Below are 21,996 nucleotides of genomic sequence, written 5' to 3'. Positions count from 1 at the left end.
CTATGGTGTTTGTTGCTTGCGGGCTAAATCATAAAACTGCTCCAATAAACGTGCGTGAAAAAGTCGCCTTATCTCCTGCTACCCAAGATTCCTTGCTCGATAGCTTGTTAAAATTGCCGGAAGTGAATGAAGCCGCTATTTTATCGACCTGTAATCGTACAGAAATATACTGCGATACCCAAGACCCGCAAGTCATTGCACATTGGCTTACCAAAGAACATCAATTACCATTGGATTCCTTATCCCCATTTTTTTATGTGCATAAAGGCCATCAAGGAATCAAGCATCTTTTACGTGTTGCTAGTGGTTTAGACTCTATGATGATTGGTGAACCCCAGATTCTTGGGCAAATGAAACAAGCCTACCAGCATGCGTGCAATCTCGGTGCCATAAAAACGGAACTACGCCCAATTTTTGAATATGTTTTTAGCGCTTCAAAGCGAGTACGAACACAAAGTGGTGTCGGTACAAATCCCGTTTCAATTGCCTATGCTGCAGTACAATTAATAGGCCAGCTTTTTACAGACTATAAATCGCTGAATGTTTTTTTAATTGGTTCAGGCGAAACCGCTTCTTTAGTTGCAAAATACCTGCGTCAACACGGTGTTGAACGTTTTATGGTTGCAAGTAGAACACTAGAAAATGCGGAAAAACTAGCCAACTCATTTAATGGTAAAACGATTCCTATCACGGATATCGCTGAATATTTACCTCAAGCTGACGTCATTGTTTCTGCTACAAATTGTCCAATTCACTTTCTTAATAAAAGTTTGGTCGAAGAGGCATTAAATCAAAGAAATCATGCACCCATGTTTTTTTTGGATTTATCTGTTCCCCGCGACGTAGAAGAAAACATCAAGGAATTAGGACCAATACAACTTTATAACATCGATGATTTGCAATTTATGATCGATAAAGGTATGGAAGAAAGACGCCATGCCGCGTTACATGCAGAACAATTAATCGATGAAGAATTGAAGAAATACATCCGCAAACATCGCTCACTTAAAGCCAAAAAAGTCATTTGTGATTACCGCAGTCAAATGCAAGACTTGGCACAAAAAGAGTTAGAGCGTGCTTTGAAAAAACTTTCTGCAGGACAATGTCAGCAGGTCGTTTTAAATGAATTTAGTGAACGCTTGGTTAATAAACTCACACACAGCCCTACTGCAGGTTTAAGGCAAATCGCTAAAGACGGTCGGGAAGATTTATTTACTTTGGCACAATATCTTTTTAATACAACAACACATCAGTCATCCTATGAAGAAATCTCTTGAATTCAAACTGCAACAGATGCTCGAGCGATACGAAGAAGTAGGTCGCTTATTATCTGAAGCATCCGTTATAGCAGATCAGAATCAGTTTAAAGCTCTTTCCAAAGAATACGCCCAGCTAGAACCGGTAGCGACATGTTATGCAACCTATGTTGAAGCAAAAAATAATTTGTCCTCATTGAACGAATTGCTCGAAGGCGATGATGAGGAGCTGGCCTCAATGGCTTCGGAAGAGTTAGGAGCAGCTCAACAACAAATAGACGAGCTTGACGAACAATTGCAATGGCACCTGATACCCAAAGATCCAGATGATGAACGTAATATTTATCTCGAAGTCCGAGCAGGAACCGGCGGTGATGAAGCCGCAATTTTTGCTGGTGATCTTTATCGGATGTACAGTCGATATGCAGAAGGCAAAGGTTGGCAACAAGAGTTAATCAGTGCCAGCCATGGAGAACATGGGGGATATAAAGAAATTATCGTGCGTATTAGTGGTAATGCAGTGTACTCGCAACTTAAATTTGAATCTGGGGCTCATCGTGTACAACGTGTTCCTGAAACCGAATCTCAAGGTCGCGTACATACCTCTGCGTGTACTGTAGCCATTATGCCTGAAGTGGATGAAATTGATGACATTCAAATTAATCCTGATGATTTGCGAATTGACACCTATCGTTCTTCGGGTGCTGGGGGTCAGCACGTCAATAAAACCGACTCTGCCATACGGATCACGCATATCCCAACAGGTGTAGTAGTGGAATGCCAGGATGAACGCTCCCAACATAAAAACCGAGCCAAAGCAATGTCTTTACTTAAAACACGTTTGCTGGATGCAGAACAAAGCAAACAAAAGAAAGAACAAGCGCAAACTCGGAAATCGCTGGTAGGAACAGGTGATCGTTCAGAACGAATTCGTACTTATAACTACCCTCAAGGACGACTAACAGATCATCGGATTAACTTAACGATCTATCAATTAAATGACGTTATGGAAGGAAACTTAGCATTAGTTATCGAACCATTAAAACGCGAGTACCATGCAGAATTACTCGCAGAGCTGGGACGAAATGATTAGTATCCGTACGGCCCTGGGAAAAACTCCGGATCTGGAAACAGAGATTTTACTTTGCCACACTTTGAAAAGACCCAGGACCTATCTCTTTGCACATTCTGAAGAATTACTTACTGCAGAGCAATGGGAACTCTTCCAAAATTTAATGGCTCAAAGATCCCAAGGAATTCCCATTGCCTATCTCATAGGTGAACGCGAATTCTGGTCCCTAAATTTAAAAGTTAATGAGCATACCTTAATTCCCCGACATGAAACTGAACGACTAGTGGAATTAGCCTTGGAGCTGATTCCCAATCGCCCCGATACCTATGTTCTAGACTTGGGTACTGGCAGCGGAGCCATCGCCTTGGCCCTTGCTAAAGAGAGACCTCATTGGCACATCATTGCTGCGGATATCAGTCCAGAAGCTTTAAATATTGCAAAAGAAAATGCACAAAGCCATAAGATAACCAATGTAAGTTTTTATTTATCCAACTGGTTTAGTAATATTCCGCAACGCAAATATCATGCACTGGTAGCAAATCCGCCTTATATTTCAGAACACGATCCCCATATACACCAAGGCGATTTGCGTTTTGAACCAAGAAATGCTTTAGTGAGTAGTCAAGAAGGCTTAGCTGATCTACAATGTATTATTAAACAAGGTTATGACTACCTTTTACCGGATGGTCTAATTTTGCTTGAACATGGGTATGATCAAAAGTTAAAAGTACAGACTATACTTAATGAATTACAATATAAGAACGTACAATGTTGGCAAGACATTCAGGGAAATGACAGAGTAAGTGGGGGTTGGCGATAATTTTATTGATGATACAATCGTTTTTTGGTATACCTAACCGCTTTCTGTAACCCCAAAGTTGTACATGGGAACGGAGGCTAAAATGACCGAGCAATTAATTGATAAAACCAATGAGAGACGACACAACGTGAAAAACGACGCGATAGGTAGCATGGGAATCACCCCCTATAAGGAAGCCCCTGGTGAAGAATATATGAATGAAAAGCAGTTAGCACATATTGAAAAAATATTGCTAGCTTGGCGTCAATCGTTGATGGAAGAAGTCGACCGCACAGTGACACACATGAAAGATGAAGCGGCTAATTTTCCAGATCCTTCAGATAGAGCCAGCCAGGAAGAAGAATTCAGCATCGAATTACGTACTCGTGATCGTGAGCGTAAATTGATTAAGAAGATTGAGGATGCCTTAGAGCGCTTGAGAAATGAAGATTTTGGTTACTGCGAAGCATGTGGTATTGAAATCGGCCTCAAACGTTTAGAAGCAAGACCTACAGCAACTTTATGTATTGATTGTAAGACCTTATCCGAGATTAAAGAAAAACAAAATCAAGGCTCCTAATTAAATAGATCACCTCTTCTGCAAAGAAGAGGTCTCTTCATAATGAATCACTTTGGGTTCGCGTTTTTCTTAATTAATACCAGAATTCATTCATCAGAAATAGTTACGTCATCCTGGAAATCGTTAGGTCATCCCGAAACGCAGAGCTTCCAATTCCCCTTAAGTTTTACGTGACTATAACAATACCGACGTCCCGCGGCTTGTCCGCGGGATCCAGGGATTGAGGCACTAAGCTCGCTTATTCCTGGATGCTGCGAACAAGTCGCAGCACGAAGGGCTCAGTGGCTGTCAAGGAAAACTTAAGGTGAATTGGAAGACGCTGTGAGGGAGCTCCAATCAGGTGGCATTACATTAATATAAGGCCACAATCAGGAAACCCTCATTCAACCTAAATAAGCTGCTTCAATTTGCTGCAAATGTCGCCCTACTGAGCCTTTGTTTTTTTCAAAAACGGCAGTGGCATTTTGAATCATGTGTTGACGAAACTCGGACTCCGTATGCAGTTTAATAATTCCATCAATCACATCATTGGCCTGATCCACTAACAAAATACCCTGAGCCGCGTGTAAATCATTGCAAATGGCTTTAAAGTTATGGATGTGACTTCCACTTAATACCGGTACACCCATCGCAATAGGCTCTAAGACATTATGCCCACCTACAGGAACCAAACTTCCGCCTACAAAAGCATAGTCACTAATTTGATACAAACCTAAAAGTTCCCCCAAACTATCTAATACAACAATTTCATTTTCAGGGCTTAAGGTTTTTAGATCAGAGCGTAATCCCGTTTTAAACCCTGATTGCATGCATAATTGATAAACGGCTTGAAACCGTTCAGGGTGACGAGGTGCAATTAATAAAACAACTCCCGGCATGGCTTGCTGTAATCGCTTTAAATGCGACAAAATCTGTGCCTCTTCATTCTCATGAGTACTTGCAGCAATCACCGCCACTCGCTCTGCTCCCCAATGACTTTTTAAATCGCTAAAGCGTTTACTATCAATCTTATTGGTTTGCAGATCAAATTTCATATTTCCTAAGACATGGACTATCTCTTTTCTGGCTCCTAGAGTCATATAACGGCGTGCATCCTCTTCCCCTTGGGCCAAAATCGCAGAGAATTGATTCAAAATAGGTTTAATTATAAATTTAATCTTTTTATATCCATTCAAGGAATCATCAGATATCCGTGCATTCGCAAGTAATAACGGAACTTTTGCTGCTCGAGCTTGATAAATTAAATTCGGCCATAATTCGGTCTCCATAATCACACCAACACGAGGCTGAATTTGTTTAAAAAAGCGTTTGAGTACATAGGGAAGATCATAGGGTACGTATTGATGAGTCACCTTATTACCAAAGCGGGCTTGTACTCGCTCCGAACCCGTTGGAGTCATAGTAGTGACAAATATGGACCAGTTTTTTTCCAATATGGCATCGATCAAGGGAATAGCAGCAATTACTTCCCCCAAAGATACAGCATGAATCCAGACATCAAACGGTTTATAATCATGCTTACCGAGAAAGAAACGTTCGGATATACGCTCCCTGTATGAGGGTAAGCTCCTCCCTTTCCACCATAAACGAATAAGCAGAAAAGGACTTAGCAAATACATCAAAAAAGAGTAAAAAAATCGCATATAAAACTAAACCCAAAAAGCGACAGTATATACTTAAAGTGTGGTATAAAGCGATAAAATCAATTTTAACGTACTAATATAAGGAATCCTTTGTAATGTCTCTTCGAGACTTCTTTGTCGTATCAACATGGTGGGGGAAGATTCTTGGCGCATTTTTTGGCTATTTAATCGACGGGCCTACAGGGGCAATCTTTGGCCTTTTGGTCGGTAATTTCTTTGATCGGGGTTTATATAATTATTTTTCTAATCCTCATTGGCTGTATTACACCGAAAAGCGTAAAGTAATTCAAAAAGTCTTTTTTGAAGCAACCTTTTCCATTATGGGGCATTTAGCTAAAGCGGATGGTCGTGTTTCCGAACAAGAGCTGGACATGGCACGTCAGTTTATGGACGAAATGCGTTTGAGTAGCGAACAAAAAACGTTGGCAAAACATTTATTTAATGATGGAAAAAAAGCCCAATTCAACTTAGATGCAGTGCTTGAACATTTAAAGAAGGCCTGTAAGGATAATCGGGACTTGTTACGCTTGTTTATCGATATTCAATATCGCGCTGCTCAAGCAGATGGGCTTGGTGCTAAAAAAATCCAAATATTGGATAAGATTTTTTCCAAACTCGATTTTGCACCGCTTCACAAACAATATCGTTTTTATGAGGATTTTGGTACCAGTTATTCATCGGAAGCACCAGATGATACGAAGCAACAATCACAACAATCCTCTTCATCATCTCACTCGTATTCATCCTACAGTAGATATAATTATCAACCCAGTAAAACAAACATGGATTATGCTTATGCCCTTTTGGAAGTATCACCGAATGCCAGCAAACAAGAAGTAAAAAAAGCCTATAGACGCTTGTTAAGCCGTAATCATCCAGACAAATTAATTGCCCAAGGCTTACCCCAGGAAATGATTAAAATGGCAAATGAAAAAACGCAAAAAATAGTAAAAGCGTATGAATTAATTTGTACCAGTAAGGGCTGGTAACCTACACATGTGGGGTACGCAGTAAAATCCTTGATTTTCTTTAATCAATCTTAAAAAAGTAACAGTTTTCGCAGACAAGTCACTGAACGTCGGCTCTGCCGTTAGAACATCAGTATTTGAGGCTTCCGAAATATTATTTTCGCGCAAAATGTGTCGAATACAGTCGTTCAGTGAATACTGCGTGCACTCTTACAAAAAAGGAGCGATCGGTCCTAAATAAGAGTACATCACTGGAGGTGATTTAGGATGAAACTTTGGCAGCTTTACCATCCAGCCATGAATAAAGGAAAAGAGAAGTTGCTTACTGTATTCATAGTCATGGTGGGCACCCGGTATCTCTAAAGCCAAATAATTATTTTTATCCGGTCCAAATTCTTTTTTTCTTGCAGCCATTTCTTGCTTCGTCAAATCATAATCAAATTGAGCAACAATATCAAAGACGGGCATATTTAATTTAGGTTTCTTATTTTTAGATGGGGGAAGATCATAAGCCGATAGCAAGATTAAACCTTCAATTTCAGGTACAGGAGGTTTTTCCAGATAATCAAATGTTTGTTTCAATTGTTCCCCATAATGTACGACCACAATACGCATGATTTTTTGATTTCGCAACGTAGTGACCACTTCTGGAAATTGTTTGATCCAGGGAACGGCATTACTACTTTTATTATTAAGTAATACAACCTGCCATCCGTTTTGAGCCAATTCATTTGCAAGGTTATCTAAAAAGAGCGTGGATTGTGGCTGTGCACCTCCATTCACCAGGAGCACTGCGCCATATTTTTCGTTTTTTGCGGGCCAATAAGGTAAATCAACACTCTTACCATCTACCTTGACGGTTAATTTGTCTGCCAAAGCAGCTGAACATAAGAAAAAAAATATTAAAACGATCCTTGTAATATATTTCATATTATCCTAATAAAATGATCCTGGCTCAATTAAAACGGATATGTAGTCTGATGCAACGTAGCAGAACCCTGAGCCAGACTACATTGAAGGTTAGCGCTTTATCTAATCAGTTAATTCTATACCCGCTTGATCCAACATTATTTTGGCTTTATCTCCAAGAATTTGATGTGCCAATGCAGTTGGATGGACTAAATCAAAAAACAAGTAACCGTTACATGCATCTGGTGCTATTTTAGGTTTGACGGATGCCACCATTTTTAAGACCGATTTTTTAGTGATATCGTCCACTACAGAATTAACACAAGTGCCAGTTATATTGGTGAATCCATAATCTTGTGGATGCATCATGACTTCATCAAAAGCTTGATGCAAATCATAATATAACCACTCTACCTCTGGGTATTTTTGTTTGAAGTCATCAACGGACTTACTTAATAAATTATTATGCTCTTGAGCGTAATAAGTCATTTCGTTAATTGAACCAAATTCAATTGCAGCAGGAGTTCGCCCTAAATCAGGCAAATTAACCACTAAAATATGTTTCGCACCTTTTTCTACTAATCGATTAATACTGCGTACAATTCCTGTATGCACATCGTGCAATGTTTGTTCCGTTTCAGATGGAAAGGCGAGGTAGTTATTTGAGCCTATCCATATCACGAAAAGACTGTCTTCACTCGCTTTATCATTATGTTCTGCCAAATAGTTATTCACTTCTCTTCTTAAAGTAAACAAGACATCATCAGCTCCTTCTTCCTCGGACACACCAGCACCACCATAAGCATAATCCAATAAATGTCCAGCAGGATTTTCAGGAAAGTAAGAAGCAATTACATATTCGATCCAAACAGGTCCGTTAGAAAAACGACCTTCGAAATAAGGTGGAGATGGTGGTAATTGATACTTCATAAATTTATATAAATTACCGTTATCAGATAAACTATCACCAAATACAACTATATTATGAAGAGGTGTAGCCCAAATAATCCCGGAAAATAAAAAAGCCCCTATAGTTGCTAACAGTTTCATGAATACCCTTAAGTCTAATCCTAAATAAAGCAGTGACATCTTACTACAAATGGCTACTGCACTGAATTTTGAAGAGTGTATCTGGTTATTTTAAAAACAAAAAGCCACCCGCATTATAGTATGAAAGATCATTTATAAGCAATTTTTTTGCATAAACCCACTTTTCACTATTTTAATATATTTATCAATAAGTTAAATAAATTCAACTGCTCTAAAAACAACTATTTAAATCATAAATATGCTTATTTCATGGACAAGAAGACTATCTTGAAGGTTTTCCATTGCTCCCTAATCAAAAGATATTTATATTAGTATTTTTTGCCAGGGAAGCTTCATAAATGACTTTTGAACACAATTTCATCCTTAAATGTCTTGATTGTATGGAACAAATATTTTCTGATGAGGGAGAGTTAAAAGAAGCAATTCATCATTACCTCGAAAATAAAGTACCTACTTCTCGTTACCAACTGAATACCAAAATAACTGACGCATCATTATGGAATGAACACGATAAATTACGCTTTAGTGCCACTGTTTTTGAAGCAATTGCCCGCAGCTCATTATCGTTTTACTCAGAAAGCGATGAGAGGGCTCAAGAAATAAGTGCTGCCAATACAGTATTCCAGCAACAGTATCTCCCCCTCTTAACTGAAAATACCAACCCCAATAACAGGATTGACTCAGTAAAAGAAAAGATTGTACGAATTAAAACAGATCTCAAAAATAAAATAGAACGAACGGAGAATCCTTATACTTTTTTTACACCTGTCACCGCAGGCTTAGTCGTTATTGCTGCCGCCGCGACCACAGCAGCTTTATTAGCATATAAAGCCTAACTGAAAGAATGCGGGTAGTACGTATTGAACGATAATGTTTTACTTCAAAAATTGATTTTTTTAATTAAAAAGTTAGATAATTCTTCTATTGGTAAGGGTTTGCTTATATAAAAACCCTGAACGTAATGACAACCATGCTGTGTTAGGAACTGATAATGCTCTTTTATCTCAACACCTTCAGCAATAACTCTAATATGCATTGCCTTTGCCATGGCAACAATTGCATTGACTATAGCAATCGAATTAGGATCTGAGGGCAAATCTTTAATAAAAGATTGATCGATTTTGATAATATCAATATTGAACGATTTTATATAAGCAAATGAAGAATAACCCGTGCCAAAATCATCTATGGCAATTTTGACCCCCAGCTTTTTTAATTCACGCACAATATTGATGTTCGCTTCAGTGTTAGAAATAAAAACCTGTTCAGTCAACTCCAACACTAATTGGTTTGGCTGAATATTAGTTTCATGAATAATTTCTTTTACAGTTTGAACAAAGCTTTTATCTAGTTGAGGTGAAGCAATATTAACGGAGATGCTTTTAAGATATTTTGCGTGCAAATTGACAAACTCAGAACACGCAGTTTTGAGAATCCATTTACCAAGCTCGATAATATAATTCGATTCTATGGCAAGGGGAATAAAATCAGCAGGAGATATCATTACCCCACTCGAATGTTGCCAACGAATAAGCGCTTCAACTCCTATTGTATGAGAACTTGATGTATCGATAATGGGTTGATAGTGTAAAATCATCTCATTTTTTTCTATAGCATGATGTAATTCATTTTCTAAAATATATTTTTTCCTAGTGAGCTCTGATCTCATCCCATAGGAAAATTTAAAATTATTCCTGCCAGAGTTTTTAGCAAAATACATTGCTTGATCTGCTTTTCTTAGTAAAACAGCAGGATTCTTGCTATCTTTCGCATAAATACTAATGCCAATACTCGCAGTGATAAAAAATTCATAGCTCTCAATGCGAAATGGTTTCGAAATTAAATTTAAAATCTTAACGGCAATGCTTGTAATGATGTCGATGTCAATCCGACTCAAATTTGTCAATAATATAATAAATTCATCACCACCAAACCTGGCGACTATATCTGTTTTACGAACAGTGTTGCTGAGTCTTCTGGCAACCTCTTTTAATAACATATCACCTGTTTCGTGACCAAAACTGTCGTTTATTTTTTTAAAAAAATCGAGATCGATAAATAAAATAGCAAAATATAATTTTTCCGTTCTGCATCGAGCCACCTCATTATTCAAGCAGTTTGAAAAATGCTTACGGTTAGATAAACCAGTGAGCATGTCATGCTCGGATAGATATAATAAATTTCTTTCTAGATTCTTACGTTTGATAAATCCCCCAATTTGCGCACTGACATTATCAAACATATTGAAAAGCTTTCGATCAATATTGATCCCTCTATATCCAAATAATAATATAATGCCAAGAACTTCCCCCCTAAACGAAATGGGAAGTCCAAAGCAACAACATAAATCTCTTGGAAAGAGCGTTGAAAATTTAGATTTCTTTTCAAACTGCTCTAAGTCATTTATGAATATCGGACGTTTTCCTTGCCATACATAGTCAGCGAGATCTTCCCCATATTGGAAAATGATATTTCTTCCGTTTTTATCAAAGAGGGAACTCATCTTAAAGCTATGCCAAATACTGAGATGCTGTAATGCATCCTGTTTTTGATCGACTGCCCATATTTCTCCAATTTGCCAATTCTGAATTTCACAAATTATTTTTAAAATATTGTGTCCTGCAGAATTGATATCAGGTGATTCAGATAATGCCATTGCAATGCGATACTCAATAGCCAGAATGAGCTCATTTTGTTTTATATACGTGATGTCATGAGCAATAACAGAGATACCAATAATTTTGCCTAATTTATTTTTGATAGGTGCGGCATTAATAAGTACATTTAAACGTCGCCCATCTTTAGTGAGAACATACATTTCATAATCTAAAATCTCTCTATCTTCTTTTATGATATGAATCAAATTCATACCATCTTCTTTTATGTCAGGTGGTAGCAAAATGGAGACGTGCTGTCCTATTATTTCTTCTGCTTTATACCCAAATAATCGCTCAGCACCTTTATTCCATAAGTTAACTATGCCATTTAAATCCTTACTATAGATTGCATCGTTAGAAGATTTTAAGACTAAAGCATACTCAAGCAGGCTTCTTTCAGTTTGATTACGTTCAATAGCAGAAGTAATTGCGCGAAAAAGGGAGACACCATCATAATGTTCCTTATTAATGTAATCCTGAGCACCTTCTTTTAAGCAATTAATGGCCACATTTCCATCTAGCAAATCGGTTAAGACAATGATAGGTGTATCAACTACGACATTTTGCATTTTTTGAAAGGTGTCTAAACCTTGAGAATCTGGAAGACCTAGGTCAAGAAGAATCAAATCAATTTTATTATTATTTTCTTTATATAAATTTATCGCTTCTTCTAAGGTCTGAGTTAAGATAAAATTAGGCTCAAGATGCCCTCCATCGATTAATAATTCCTTTATTAATCGAGCATCGCCTGCACTATCTTCAACTAATAAAATGGATAAATTATTTTTCATAATTTCATTTGAGATTTTAGATAGATCTCTTAAGTTTTTTGAAACTCTTCTTAAGTATATATCATAAAATGACAGGTTTTTTTGGCAAACCAACCCATTTTAAGGACATTAATGATGCAGATTATTATGACTTATTTCTTCATAGTAATTTACAAATTAAGTCCTCGGGAAGTTAAAAATAATCGTTTTCTTACATGCTATACTAGCAGTAGTAAATTAAAAAAGGACATGCGATGAAAGTCCCTTCATCTCAAGTTTTTATAAGGATTTTTTCTGTTTTTAGTGTTGTATTTATTATCATCATTAGTTTCATTATATACTTTCAACTTTATCGACTCATTGATGAAAATGATCAGGTTTTTCACACTCATAAAACCATAGAAACTGCTGAACGAATAATTACCAGCGTAAATACTCTGGAAAAAATACACAGTAATTATATTATTTTTGGCAAAGCAAATTATCTTATTGATTATAAAGCGTTAATTGGTCAGATTGTTCTAAATATTAAAATATTTACTAATCTAACCCGAGACAACCCAATCCAACAAAACAGAATAAATGATTTTTCACGATTATTTGCTGAATACCTCAAACTTTTGGATGCATCCATTCAAGTACGTCAAAAAAACGGGATGAAAGCAGGTTTAACATATATTGCCGCAGATAATTTCAAATGGATGTCTGATCAACTGAACCAAACCAGTGTACAAATCATAAATGAAGAACAAAAGCTGCTGGATATCCGTAGTGGAAACGCTTTCATCGTAGAATCAAGGACCTTATCTTTAGCACTATTATGTAACATCGGTGCTATTGGATTAATTATTTTATGTTTCTATTTGTTAAATAAAATTATCAATGAAAAAATACTAATAGAAGAACGAATTCGCATATTTATGAATAGTTCTAAAGATTATGGTTTTCTCATTCTTAATCCAGCTGGTGAAGTCACTAGTTGGAACTTAGGAGCTGAGCGTATAACGGGATATACCGAGAAAGAAGTACTTGGTAAACATTTTACTCTGCTTTTCCCTAAAGACAAACTTATAGAAGACCAGGAACAAGAATTAAAAGAAGCAGCAGAAAAAGGTCTTAGTGAAAAAAATGAATTGTGTGTACGCAAAAATGGCCAACCTTTTTGGGCCAATATCATCGTTAGACCTATGTACGATAGTCTTCAAAACTTGGTCGGTTTTGGAAAGATCATACGTGATGTTACAGATAAAAAAATAATTGAAGATGAGTTAGATAAGAACATAAGTGAAAAAATAAAAGTCAATGAACAGTTACAAAAAACTTTGGATGAGTTGCAAAGATCAAATAAAGATCTAGAACAATTTGCTTATATCGCCTCACATGATTTACAAGAACCACTCCGAGTGATTTCAAATTACACCAAGTTATTAGAAAAACGCTATAAAGATAAATTGGATGATGATGCAACTGATTTTATTAATTATATTGTTGACGGAAGTAAACGAATGCAACAATTAATCACTGATTTATTGGCTTATTCTAGAGTTAGAACACAAACCAAGCCGACGCAACAGGTGGATCCTAATCTTTTATTAGATGACATCTCCGCTTCTTTAAAAGAAGCAATTAGTGAAAAAAAGGTTATTATTCAATACGACAAATTACCAATGGTGTGGGCAGATCAAGGGCAGTTACGCCAATTATTTCAAAATCTTATTTGCAATTCCATCAAATTTTGCAAAGAAAATCCTGTAATTAAAATCACGGGTAAAAAAAAGGGTGAGCTTGTCACTTTTTGCGTGGCGGACAATGGCATAGGAATTGCACCTGAATATCAAGAACGGATCTTTGAAATCTTTAAACGGTTACATACTCGAGATCAATACCCTGGAACAGGGATTGGATTAGCTGTGTGTAAGAAAATTGTCGAGCAACAAGGAGGCACTATTTGGGTTGAGTCAGAATTAGGCAAAGGCTCTAAGTTTTGCTTCACATACATGCATCAGGGAGAAAGGAATGGACAAACTAATGACTAATCTTAGGACAACAAATATTTTATTAGTGGAAGATAGCCTCGCAGATATTCGATTGACACAAGAAGCTTTAAAAGAATGCAAGCTCAAATTAAACCTATCCATTGCAACAGACGGTGAGCAAGCTATGGATTATCTTTTTCATCGCAATGGATTCGAGAATTCGAAACGTCCAGATCTGATTATACTTGATTTAAATCTCCCCAAAAAAGATGGACGCGAGGTATTAAAAGAAATCAAATCTGATGATTCATTGAAAAAAATTCCAGTCGTTATTTTAACTGTTTCTACGGAAGAACGTGATATTCTTCAAGCGTACGATACCTACGTCAATTGTTACATTACTAAGCCTCTTGATTTAGATAAGTTTAGTGATGTAGTGCAATCTATCGAAAATTTTTGGTTCACTATTGTTTCCTTACCACAAATATAATACGTAATTTGTAAGAGCTAGTTAAGGGAAATAGGCTCGCTGAGCGAAATGTTGAAACAGCCTTATTAGCCAAAACATGGAAGCCTGTAGCATATGTGAATGTTATCAGGTATAGAGCAGAACCCCGGGTTACGGCGTCGCCTTCACCCAGGCTACACTCGAGGATTCCATACCTATAGCCGGATGCAGCAAGCGGAACCTCGGGTAAGAATTAGTTTTAGCGCTCTCGGTTACGACTTTATTGAGCGCTACCAATCAAGGTTAGTTTCAACTGACGTCCACAAACCCATGCCTTGGTTAAATCACTCATGACTTCTTTAGGCATTCCTTTAGGTAAGCGTACTGTTGAATGATCGTCATGAATTTTCAGACCAGTGATATGTTTACTTTGTAAACCAGCTTCGTTGGCAATCGCACCTACAATATTCCCTGGTTTTACTCCATGAACTTTACCCACATCAATGCGGAATAAATCTTGTTCTACAAATTCGTCACTAAATTTTTTACGATTGTCACGACCGTCTCGGAAACCTTTCTTGTCACTAGAACCGCCTCTTCGCTCATCGGCTCGAGAGCGTTCAAATTTGCCACCACGCTCAACACGTCCCTCTTTAGCAGGTCTTGATGCTTTAGGTAATGCTTGCTCTTTTTGCCAAGGAAGGTCTTTGTGTAGTAATAAAGCCAATGTTGCAGCAACATCAACAGCGGAAACGTCATTTTCTTTAATATACTCTTCAATGATGCGTTTGTATGAAGGTAAGTTTTCATGCTCTAAACGTGCAGTGATGTTTGCCATAAACCGTTCCTGCCGCGCAACTTGAATCATATGATCATTGGGAACAGCTACTTTGGTAATACGTTGACGGGTATGTCGCTCAATACTCGTAATTAAACGTGATTCCTTAGGTGTTACGAATAAAATAGCGACTCCAGAACGACCAGCTCTACCGGTTCTACCAATGCGATGCACATAAGTTTCATTATCATGAGGTAAGTCATAGTTAATTACATGCGTTACACGCTCCACATCCAAACCGCGGGCAGCCACATCTGTTGCTACCAGAATATCAATTGCCCCTTGTCTAAATTGTGCAATAATGCGTTCACGTAGTGCCTGGGTAATGTCGCCATGAATGGCCATCGCCCGCAATCCTTGTTGTTGTAACAGTTCGGCAACTTCTTCAGTGCTGCTTTTAGTACGAACAAATACGATAACACCTTGATATTCTTCTACAGCCAGCACACGCAATAATGCATCAGGTTTTTGATGTCCTGAAGCAAATAAAAAGCGTTGTTCAATACTTTTAACCGTAGCCGTTTCAGCACGTATTTCGATGGAAGCCGGATTCTGCAAATAAGTATTGGCAATTTGGCGTATACGATGAGGCATGGTTGCTGAAAAAAGGCCTATTTGTTTTTCTTCAGGCAGTTTTGCCATGATGGTTTCAATATCTTCAATAAAGCCCATTCGCAACATCTCGTCGGCTTCATCAAGAATAAACGTACGCAAATTATCTAATTGCAAAGTACGTCTATCGATATGATCCAAAATACGGCCTGGAGTTCCAACCACTACCTGAGCCCCTGCTTTCAATTGTTTTAATTGGCGCCCGTAATCTTGTCCGCCACATAAAACAGCAACAGTAGTACCACGTTGCTTCGCACTTAATAGTTCAAACTGCTCAGCAACTTGTATTGCTAATTCGCGGGTTGGAGCCAAAATTAAGGCTTGAGTACCTTGGACATTAGTAGATAAATTTTGCAATATAGGCAAAGCAAAAGCTGCAGTTTTCCCTGTTCCAGTTTGTGCCAGAGCAATCGCATCACGACCTTCCAGCAATAAAGGAATGGTTTGAATTTGAATTGGTGATGGTGTAGTAAACTTCATATCCTCTAGTGCTTTGTTTAAAGCATCTGAAAAATTAAAGGACGCGAAGCTGTTGATTTCTTGAGACATAAAAATCCTGATAGATTAAAACATAACCTATAAAAGGCTAAGTGATATAAAAATTGAACAGTATAATAACAAAATAAACAAAATAATGCACTATATTTATGAATTGATTAGGGTAAACTCTATATCAATTGGTGTGCAATTATTATAGTCCACGTGCGATAAATTAAGCCAGAATAAATACGAATTAACTAAAAAACCTGGGTTACGACTACTCGTCACCCAGGGAAAGTCAGATTAAATCAATGCCGCTAAACGACAGGCCTGATCAATTGCATGACGGGCATCCAACTCCAGGGCTTTATATGCTCCACCCACTAAATGCACAAGTTTTCCTGCTTCTTTCAGAGGGGTATACAATTCAGCAAATTCGATTTGTCCAGCACATATAACCACTGTATCCACTGGTAGAATCTGTGATTTTTCATTGATGTTCATATGCAAGCCTTCATCATCAATCGCATCATAGTGTACACCAGAAATCATTTTGACCTGCTTATGTTTCAGGCTTAAACGATGAATCCAACCTGTTGTTTTACCCAGGCGTTGGCCCATTTTTTCCTTTTTACGTTGCAACAAATAAACTTCACGTGGGCTGGGAGTTACTTGGGGAGGTTTAATGCCACCACGGTATTCTCCATGAATATCAATACCCCACTCGTTATAAAACTGATCCTTTGGAACTGGATGCTCATGAGTTAAAAATTCAGCCACATCAAAGCCAATTCCGCCTGCACCAATAATAGCCACCCGTTGACCTACTTCTTTCTTACCAGTAATCACATCGATATAACTCACCACTTTAGGATGGTCAATGCCCTTGATCTCGGGAACTCTTGGTTTAATTCCACTGGCTAAAACAACCTCATCAAACTCTTGCAATAGCTCAGCCGTTGCTTCGGTATTTAGCAGAATAGTTACCTTAAATTTTTCCAATTGATAATTAAAATAATCCAAAGTTTGTTGAAAAATTTCTTTACCTGGAATCTTTTTTGCCAGATTAAATTGTCCACCGATTTGATTGCTTTTTTCAAATAAGGTGACTTTATGCCCACGCTCCGCAGCTACCGTTGCAAAAGCAAGTCCGGCAGGTCCAGAACCCACTACCGCAATGGATTTGGGTTGTGCAGTGACCTCATAAATCAGTTCCGTTTCATTACATGCACGTGGATTCACCAAACAGGAAGCCGTTTTGTTTACAAAAACCCGATCAAGGCATGCCTGATTACAGGCAATACATATATTAATCGCTTCGCTTTCGCCTATTTTGGCTTTTTCAGCAAATAAGGGATCTGCTAAAAAAGGCCTGGCCATAGAAACCATATCGGCTACCCCGGACTCGATTAATTGATTGGCCAATTCAGGTGTATTAATACGATTTGAAGTAATCACTGGAATTTTTAATTCAGGCTTCAAATGCTGGGTTAGAGGTGTAAATGCTGCAGCAGGTACCATAGTAGCAATCGTTGGGATGCGCGCTTCATGCCAACCAATACCGGTATTAATCAAGGTAGCACCTGCTTCTTCAATCGCCTTAGCAAGAATCACTACTTCTTCCCAATTGCTGCCATCAGCAATCAAATCCAGCATTGATAAACGAAAAATGATAATAAACTTTTCACCGACCGCTTCTCGTACACTCCGCACTACTTCAATTGGAAAACGAATACGATTTGTATAACTTCCACCCCATTCATCCTGACGCTGATTGGTATGCGTGACAATAAATTGATTAATTAGATATCCTTCGCTACCCATAATCTCAATTCCATCATAACCAGCCATTTGCGCAAGACGCGCACAGCGAGCAAAATGTTTGATGGTTTTTTTTATGCGATATTGACTCATTACCCAGGGCTTAAAAGGACTAATAGGCGATTTAATGCCACTGGGAGCAACAATAAATGGATGAAAACCATAACGACCTGCATGCAAAGCTTGCAGAACAATTTTGCCGCCTGCCTCATGTACCGTATGAGTAATTAATTCATGTCGACTCTGCTCTTTGCTGTTAGTTAATTTTGCAGCAAACGGAGCTAAACGCCCAGCACGATCCGGGGCAAAACCACCTGTTGCAATAAGTCCGACTCCTCCAAGTGCTCTTTCTCGATAAAATTGTGCTAAACGATTTAAACTCTCTTTATCTTCTTCGAGACCAGTATGCATAGACCCCATCAACAATCGATTTTTTAATTGAGTAAAACCTAAATCTAAAGGCTGAAATAAGGATTTAAAGGGAGTATTATCAATTCTCAATTCCATGAGTATTCTCACAAATAAACATCAAAATCAAAAGTATAAACCCTGTTCGAATCTTTTCACAGAGAATAAATAAGAAACTTATTGTCTGGGGTTATGAAGCGTATGGATTGGGTCAGAACCCGGATTAGGGACTATGCCTTCACCCAGGCTACTTATTAATTCGACAGTTGCCGTTGTTGAGCAAAAGAAAGACGCATTTGAAAGCGGTTGGCAATAAAAGCACCTAATAAAGTGACGCTGCATCCCACAAGAGAAAGTAATGAAGGTTGTTCATTTAACAAAAGAAATCCCATTAATGTGGATACGATGGGAAGAGCATATAAAGAGATGGACGCATTAGAGGCCGATAAATATTTCAATACATAGCCCCATGCTAAATAAGCAAGTGTGGCCGGGAAAATACCCATATAAACAACCGCTGCTGTAGTTTGTACCTCAGCCATTCTAATTTGCTGCAGCATGTCAGGTAGAAATATAGATAACAATAAAGTTCCCCCCCACATCACCCAGGCAATAATCGCAACAGGATGATAAACACTCACGAATCGCTTTTGGATAATCGTTAAAATCGCGCCCATCAATGCAGAAACCAAAATCGCCATGATTCCCTGTTGAACTCCGGGTTCTGTGTTCTCACCAATCGTCAATAAAGCCAACCCCAATAGGCTGATTATAATTCCAAACCAAACACCTCGCGCCAGTTTCTCTCGTAAAAAAACCAGTGATAAGAGAATGGTCATTGCCGGCATTAAACCCATAACAAAACTGGCAATGCCCGCAGAGACACTCAACTCACCATAATTCAAACAAATATTATAAATACCTATACCAGCCATGCCGGCAAGCAGTAATTGAATACGATCTTTCCATAGTACTCGTTTTTTAATGCCCAGGCTGTGGTAGATGATCATCATACAGAGTGATGCGACCGTAAAGCGTAAAAGAGCAAGTGCTCCAGGCGAATAGCCAACTAATCCAATGCGTATTCCAACGTATGCTGAAGCCCATAAAACTATGGCAATAATCATGATACAGCTTATTTTTAAAGACTGCATACTCCACCATCCTCAGAAAAAATAAAGGACTTATTGTATCAGAATTAATCTAAACAATCACCTGATAGGACGCATGGAACGTGCGTATTTCGCAGTTTTGCAGGTTGTCAAATTAAAGCGCAAATAATGCTGCACCGCACCCAAAAATCGTTGATTTTAAGATCTTTTTTTGCAAATACAACCTTTATTGCCGGCAATATGTAAAAAAGCTTGGCATTTTCTTTTTTTATAAACTACCTTTATAGAAGGGCCTGCTCCTGCTGAGGATGAATATGGATGACCCTTTTTCTACTCTGATTGAAGCCGTTAAATCCGTGTTTCATTTGATACCGATGAGAAACGGAAAATATACTTATCCTGAAATCCAGCAACTAAAGGATGCTATTGAACGCTATCAGCCTGATGAAAAAGCAACATTTGTTGAGCTGGTAAAAGCATTAGGCGCAACATTACACCATTTGGAAAAGTGGCGTATTAATTTTGGCCCTATAAAAAGTTCAATTGATTCTCTGGCTGCACAACATGAAATGCCAGCGATAAACTGGGATAGGTATCTTGATCATCCTAAAAAGTCGCAAAGATTCCAATTTAACGACACGCAAGCAGATGTTGAGTTTGTCCCGTGGTTAGATGCGATGTACGAAAAAATTCACGCTCAGAATGAATCGGGCTTACATACCAAATTAATTGCTCACCGAGATGAACTTGGGTTTAGTCAAAGACTCATTACCCATTTACAAAAAGAGCCAGAATTTTTAGCACATTTGATTATGGAATCCAAAGATAAATTCGTCCAAATTTCCGGTACACGCTTAATTTTTTACTTAACTGATGAGCAAATAGCTGAGGCAATAATCAAATACTTGCCTGATATGCTGCCGGAACACCCTGATCCTTTAGTCCAGGTAGAACAGCTCGTGGATAGATTAAATAGAATATTATCTAATGGGCGCTCTATTTCTACGCTTTTACGTAATTCCAAAGCTAAAGAAGTTTTAGATAGCTCAGAATTGTTCCAAATATATCAAAGTGATGAATATAAAAATCGCCCAGAGCATCCTTCTGTTGTAGAAAGCGAGGAGTATAAACCTAGAATGGTTTGAAATATAACATTGAGCCAGACTGACCCACGGCATGAAGTGATTAGAACCCTGGTTACGGATGCGCCTTCACCCAGGCTACAATCTTACGACTTTTTTATCCATAGAGAAATTTTATTAAGTATGTCATTCCCGCGAAGGCGGGAATTCATCGCAAAAATCAGGCATATACCAAATTTTTTGAATAGATTCCCGCCTTCGCGGGAATGACATATAGGTCTCTGAAATGACCTATATGAAATTTGATAATTACCGTTCTAATTTTTCCAGCAAAACTCCTTTGGAGAGAAAGGAGTTGTCGCATTACTAATAGAAAGAACCGATCCTTAATCCAACAAGCCTAAATCCTTAACTGTATCGTGCTCTTGCTTTAACTCATCTAAAGTTTTGTGGAACATGTCACGACCGTAATCATTAAAGGTTAAGCCTTCAACTACCTTCAATTCTCCGTTTTCACGTCGGCATGGGAAAGAGAAGATTAACCCTTCATCGACTCCATATTCGCCTTGAGAACTACGGCACATAGAGAATGACTCTCCAGCGGGAGTATCAGTCACTAAACGATTAACACCAGTAATCACGGCATTGGCAGCTGAGGCAGCAGAAGAAGAGCCACGCGCTTTAATTACTGCAGCGCCACGTTGTTGTACAGTAGAAACAAATGTGTCTTTTAACCAAGACTCATCAATCACTTTAGCAGCAGAAACTCCATTAATTTTCGCATTATAAAAATCAGGATATTGGGTAGAAGAATGGTTACCCCAAATGGTCATTTCAGTGATTGCGGTAATGTCCACACCTGCTTTTTTAGCCAATTGGCTACGCGCTCTTAATTCATCCAAACTGGTCATAGCATAAAAACGATCATTTGGGATATCTTTCGCGTTATTCATGGCGATCAAGCAGTTTGTATTGCATGGATTTCCTACCACAAAGACACGCACATCATCGCTTGCATTGTCATTAATTGCTCGACCTTGTTTGGTGAATATACCACCATTAATTTGCAATAAGTCAGAACGCTCCATACCTTGTTTGCGAGGAACAGAGCCAACCAACAATGCCCAATTCACTCCGTCCATTGCCTTATTCAGATCTGAGGTACAAACCACACGCTTCAATAAAGGAAAGGCACAATCATCCAGCTCCATCGCAACCCCTTCTAGAGAAGGCAGTGCTGCTTCAAGCTCAAGTAAATTTAATTCTACTTCAGTGTTTGCACCAAACATTTGTCCAGAAGCGATCCGAAACAATAATGCATAACCAATTTGTCCAGCTGCTCCAGTAACAGCAACTCTAACTCTTTTATTTGCCATGTGATTTCCTCTTATTTTTCAGGTAATCAGCACAAATTCTCTCTCGCAAAGCAGGAAAGAAAGCAACTTGCATGATTACATTTTTTGTTAGAAAACTTGCAACATGATACTATTGCATTCCCAAACAAGCCAGTCTTAA

At 38.2% G+C, this 21,996-nt stretch carries 17 protein-coding genes; 9 read left to right on the top strand and 8 right to left on the bottom strand.

What is annotated here, in order from left to right:
• Window positions 1-2 precede the first annotated feature (2 nt).
• The 4 genes from hemA (at window position 3) to dksA (ending at window position 3,707) form a co-directional block, all read left to right on the top strand.
• Window positions 3-1,277, top strand: coding sequence for a glutamyl-tRNA reductase (gene hemA, locus ACWTEW_RS19755; RefSeq protein WP_454780221.1), 1,275 nt, complete (start codon window positions 3-5; stop codon window positions 1,275-1,277).
• Complete coding sequence (gene prfA / locus ACWTEW_RS19750; protein WP_454780220.1) at window positions 1,261-2,349, top strand: peptide chain release factor 1; 1,089 nt, start codon at window positions 1,261-1,263, stop codon at window positions 2,347-2,349. The genes hemA and prfA overlap by 17 nt, the downstream gene beginning before the upstream one ends.
• Complete coding sequence (gene prmC, locus ACWTEW_RS19745; protein ID WP_454780219.1) at window positions 2,342-3,148, top strand: peptide chain release factor N(5)-glutamine methyltransferase; 807 nt, start codon at window positions 2,342-2,344, stop codon at window positions 3,146-3,148. The genes prfA and prmC overlap by 8 nt, the downstream gene beginning before the upstream one ends.
• Window positions 3,149-3,230: 82 nt before the next feature.
• Window positions 3,231-3,707, top strand: coding sequence for an RNA polymerase-binding protein DksA (dksA, locus tag ACWTEW_RS19740; RefSeq protein WP_031562609.1), 477 nt, complete (start codon window positions 3,231-3,233; stop codon window positions 3,705-3,707).
• A gap of 383 nt (window positions 3,708-4,090) precedes the next feature.
• On the opposite strand, the gene waaA is transcribed toward dksA, so the two are convergent.
• Window positions 4,091-5,350, bottom strand: coding sequence for a lipid IV(A) 3-deoxy-D-manno-octulosonic acid transferase (waaA, locus tag ACWTEW_RS19735; protein ID WP_454780218.1), 1,260 nt, complete (start codon window positions 5,348-5,350; stop codon window positions 4,091-4,093).
• Between the two features lie 95 nt (window positions 5,351-5,445).
• On the opposite strand from waaA, the gene djlA reads away from it, so the two are divergent.
• Complete coding sequence (djlA, locus tag ACWTEW_RS19730) at window positions 5,446-6,339, top strand: co-chaperone DjlA (RefSeq protein WP_454780217.1); 894 nt, start codon at window positions 5,446-5,448, stop codon at window positions 6,337-6,339.
• A gap of 189 nt (window positions 6,340-6,528) precedes the next feature.
• On the opposite strand, the gene ACWTEW_RS19725 is transcribed toward djlA, so the two are convergent.
• Both ACWTEW_RS19725 and plaA read right to left on the bottom strand, forming a co-directional pair.
• Entirely contained in the window at window positions 6,529-7,248 is a 720-nt protein-coding gene (locus ACWTEW_RS19725) for an alpha/beta hydrolase (protein WP_454780216.1), read from the bottom strand.
• A gap of 102 nt (window positions 7,249-7,350) precedes the next feature.
• Window positions 7,351-8,277 (bottom strand): GDSL family lysophospholipase PlaA, encoded by a 927-nt coding sequence (gene plaA, locus ACWTEW_RS19720; protein ID WP_454780215.1) that lies wholly within the window; start codon window positions 8,275-8,277, stop codon window positions 7,351-7,353.
• A 338-nt stretch (window positions 8,278-8,615) separates the two neighbouring features.
• Here plaA and ACWTEW_RS19715 point away from each other — a divergent pair, with 338 nt between their 5' ends.
• Window positions 8,616-9,113 (top strand): hypothetical protein, encoded by a 498-nt coding sequence (locus tag ACWTEW_RS19715; protein WP_454780214.1) that lies wholly within the window; start codon window positions 8,616-8,618, stop codon window positions 9,111-9,113.
• Window positions 9,114-9,157: 44 nt separating this feature from the next.
• On the opposite strand, the gene ACWTEW_RS19710 is transcribed toward ACWTEW_RS19715, so the two are convergent.
• Window positions 9,158-11,725: an EAL domain-containing protein gene (locus tag ACWTEW_RS19710; RefSeq protein ID WP_454780213.1), complete on the bottom strand. Its 2,568-nt coding sequence runs from the start codon at window positions 11,723-11,725 to the stop codon at window positions 9,158-9,160.
• 233 nt (window positions 11,726-11,958) lie between these two features.
• On the opposite strand from ACWTEW_RS19710, the gene ACWTEW_RS19705 reads away from it, so the two are divergent.
• Window positions 11,959-13,740, top strand: a complete 1,782-nt coding sequence (locus ACWTEW_RS19705; RefSeq protein WP_454780212.1) for an ATP-binding protein — start codon at window positions 11,959-11,961, stop codon at window positions 13,738-13,740.
• Window positions 13,721-14,170, top strand: a complete 450-nt coding sequence (locus ACWTEW_RS19700; protein ID WP_454780211.1) for a response regulator — start codon at window positions 13,721-13,723, stop codon at window positions 14,168-14,170. The genes ACWTEW_RS19705 and ACWTEW_RS19700 overlap by 20 nt, the downstream gene beginning before the upstream one ends.
• A 238-nt stretch (window positions 14,171-14,408) precedes the next feature.
• On the opposite strand, the gene ACWTEW_RS19695 is transcribed toward ACWTEW_RS19700, so the two are convergent.
• The 3 genes from ACWTEW_RS19695 to ACWTEW_RS19685 form a co-directional block, all read right to left on the bottom strand.
• Window positions 14,409-16,127, bottom strand: coding sequence for a DEAD/DEAH box helicase (locus ACWTEW_RS19695; protein WP_454780210.1), 1,719 nt, complete (start codon window positions 16,125-16,127; stop codon window positions 14,409-14,411).
• A 234-nt stretch (window positions 16,128-16,361) separates the two neighbouring features.
• Window positions 16,362-18,386 carry an oxidoreductase gene (locus ACWTEW_RS19690; protein ID WP_454780209.1) on the bottom strand — a complete coding sequence of 675 codons (2,025 nt, stop codon included), beginning with the start codon at window positions 18,384-18,386 and terminating at the stop codon, window positions 16,362-16,364.
• A 155-nt stretch (window positions 18,387-18,541) separates the two neighbouring features.
• Entirely contained in the window at window positions 18,542-19,441 is a 900-nt protein-coding gene (locus tag ACWTEW_RS19685; RefSeq protein WP_454780208.1) for a DMT family transporter, read from the bottom strand.
• 272 nt (window positions 19,442-19,713) lie between these two features.
• On the opposite strand from ACWTEW_RS19685, the gene ACWTEW_RS19680 reads away from it, so the two are divergent.
• A complete protein-coding gene (locus ACWTEW_RS19680; RefSeq protein WP_454780207.1) occupies window positions 19,714-20,544 on the top strand; it encodes a hypothetical protein in 831 nt (276 codons plus the stop codon).
• A 323-nt stretch (window positions 20,545-20,867) separates the two neighbouring features.
• On the opposite strand, the gene ACWTEW_RS19675 is transcribed toward ACWTEW_RS19680, so the two are convergent.
• Window positions 20,868-21,857: a malate dehydrogenase gene (locus ACWTEW_RS19675; protein WP_454780206.1), complete on the bottom strand. Its 990-nt coding sequence runs from the start codon at window positions 21,855-21,857 to the stop codon at window positions 20,868-20,870.
• Window positions 21,858-21,996: the final 139 nt, after the last annotated feature.

Source organism: Legionella stuttgartensis (assembly GCF_977063405.2).
The sequence above is the reverse complement of the archived record's forward strand: the minus strand, read 5'-3'. Positions and strand labels throughout refer to the sequence as shown.

Excerpts from the sequence above, each read along its gene's own strand:
- hemA (WP_454780221.1), top strand. The coding sequence starts at position 3 with ATGGTGTTTGTTGCTTGCGGGCTAAATCATAAAACTGCTCCAATAAAC.
- prfA (WP_454780220.1), top strand. The coding sequence starts at position 1,261 with ATGAAGAAATCTCTTGAATTCAAACTGCAACAGATGCTCGAGCGATAC.
- prmC (WP_454780219.1), top strand. The coding sequence starts at position 2,342 with ATGATTAGTATCCGTACGGCCCTGGGAAAAACTCCGGATCTGGAAACA.
- dksA (WP_031562609.1), top strand. The coding sequence starts at position 3,231 with ATGACCGAGCAATTAATTGATAAAACCAATGAGAGACGACACAACGTG.
- waaA (WP_454780218.1), bottom strand. The coding sequence starts at position 5,350 with ATGCGATTTTTTTACTCTTTTTTGATGTATTTGCTAAGTCCTTTTCTG.
- djlA (WP_454780217.1), top strand. The coding sequence starts at position 5,446 with ATGTCTCTTCGAGACTTCTTTGTCGTATCAACATGGTGGGGGAAGATT.
- ACWTEW_RS19725 (WP_454780216.1), bottom strand. The coding sequence starts at position 7,248 with ATGAAATATATTACAAGGATCGTTTTAATATTTTTTTTCTTATGTTCA.
- plaA (WP_454780215.1), bottom strand. The coding sequence starts at position 8,277 with ATGAAACTGTTAGCAACTATAGGGGCTTTTTTATTTTCCGGGATTATT.
- ACWTEW_RS19715 (WP_454780214.1), top strand. The coding sequence starts at position 8,616 with ATGACTTTTGAACACAATTTCATCCTTAAATGTCTTGATTGTATGGAA.
- ACWTEW_RS19710 (WP_454780213.1), bottom strand. The coding sequence starts at position 11,725 with ATGAAAAATAATTTATCCATTTTATTAGTTGAAGATAGTGCAGGCGAT.
- ACWTEW_RS19705 (WP_454780212.1), top strand. The coding sequence starts at position 11,959 with ATGAAAGTCCCTTCATCTCAAGTTTTTATAAGGATTTTTTCTGTTTTT.
- ACWTEW_RS19700 (WP_454780211.1), top strand. The coding sequence starts at position 13,721 with ATGGACAAACTAATGACTAATCTTAGGACAACAAATATTTTATTAGTG.
- ACWTEW_RS19695 (WP_454780210.1), bottom strand. The coding sequence starts at position 16,127 with ATGTCTCAAGAAATCAACAGCTTCGCGTCCTTTAATTTTTCAGATGCT.
- ACWTEW_RS19690 (WP_454780209.1), bottom strand. The coding sequence starts at position 18,386 with ATGGAATTGAGAATTGATAATACTCCCTTTAAATCCTTATTTCAGCCT.
- ACWTEW_RS19685 (WP_454780208.1), bottom strand. The coding sequence starts at position 19,441 with ATGCAGTCTTTAAAAATAAGCTGTATCATGATTATTGCCATAGTTTTA.
- ACWTEW_RS19680 (WP_454780207.1), top strand. The coding sequence starts at position 19,714 with ATGGATGACCCTTTTTCTACTCTGATTGAAGCCGTTAAATCCGTGTTT.
- ACWTEW_RS19675 (WP_454780206.1), bottom strand. The coding sequence starts at position 21,857 with ATGGCAAATAAAAGAGTTAGAGTTGCTGTTACTGGAGCAGCTGGACAA.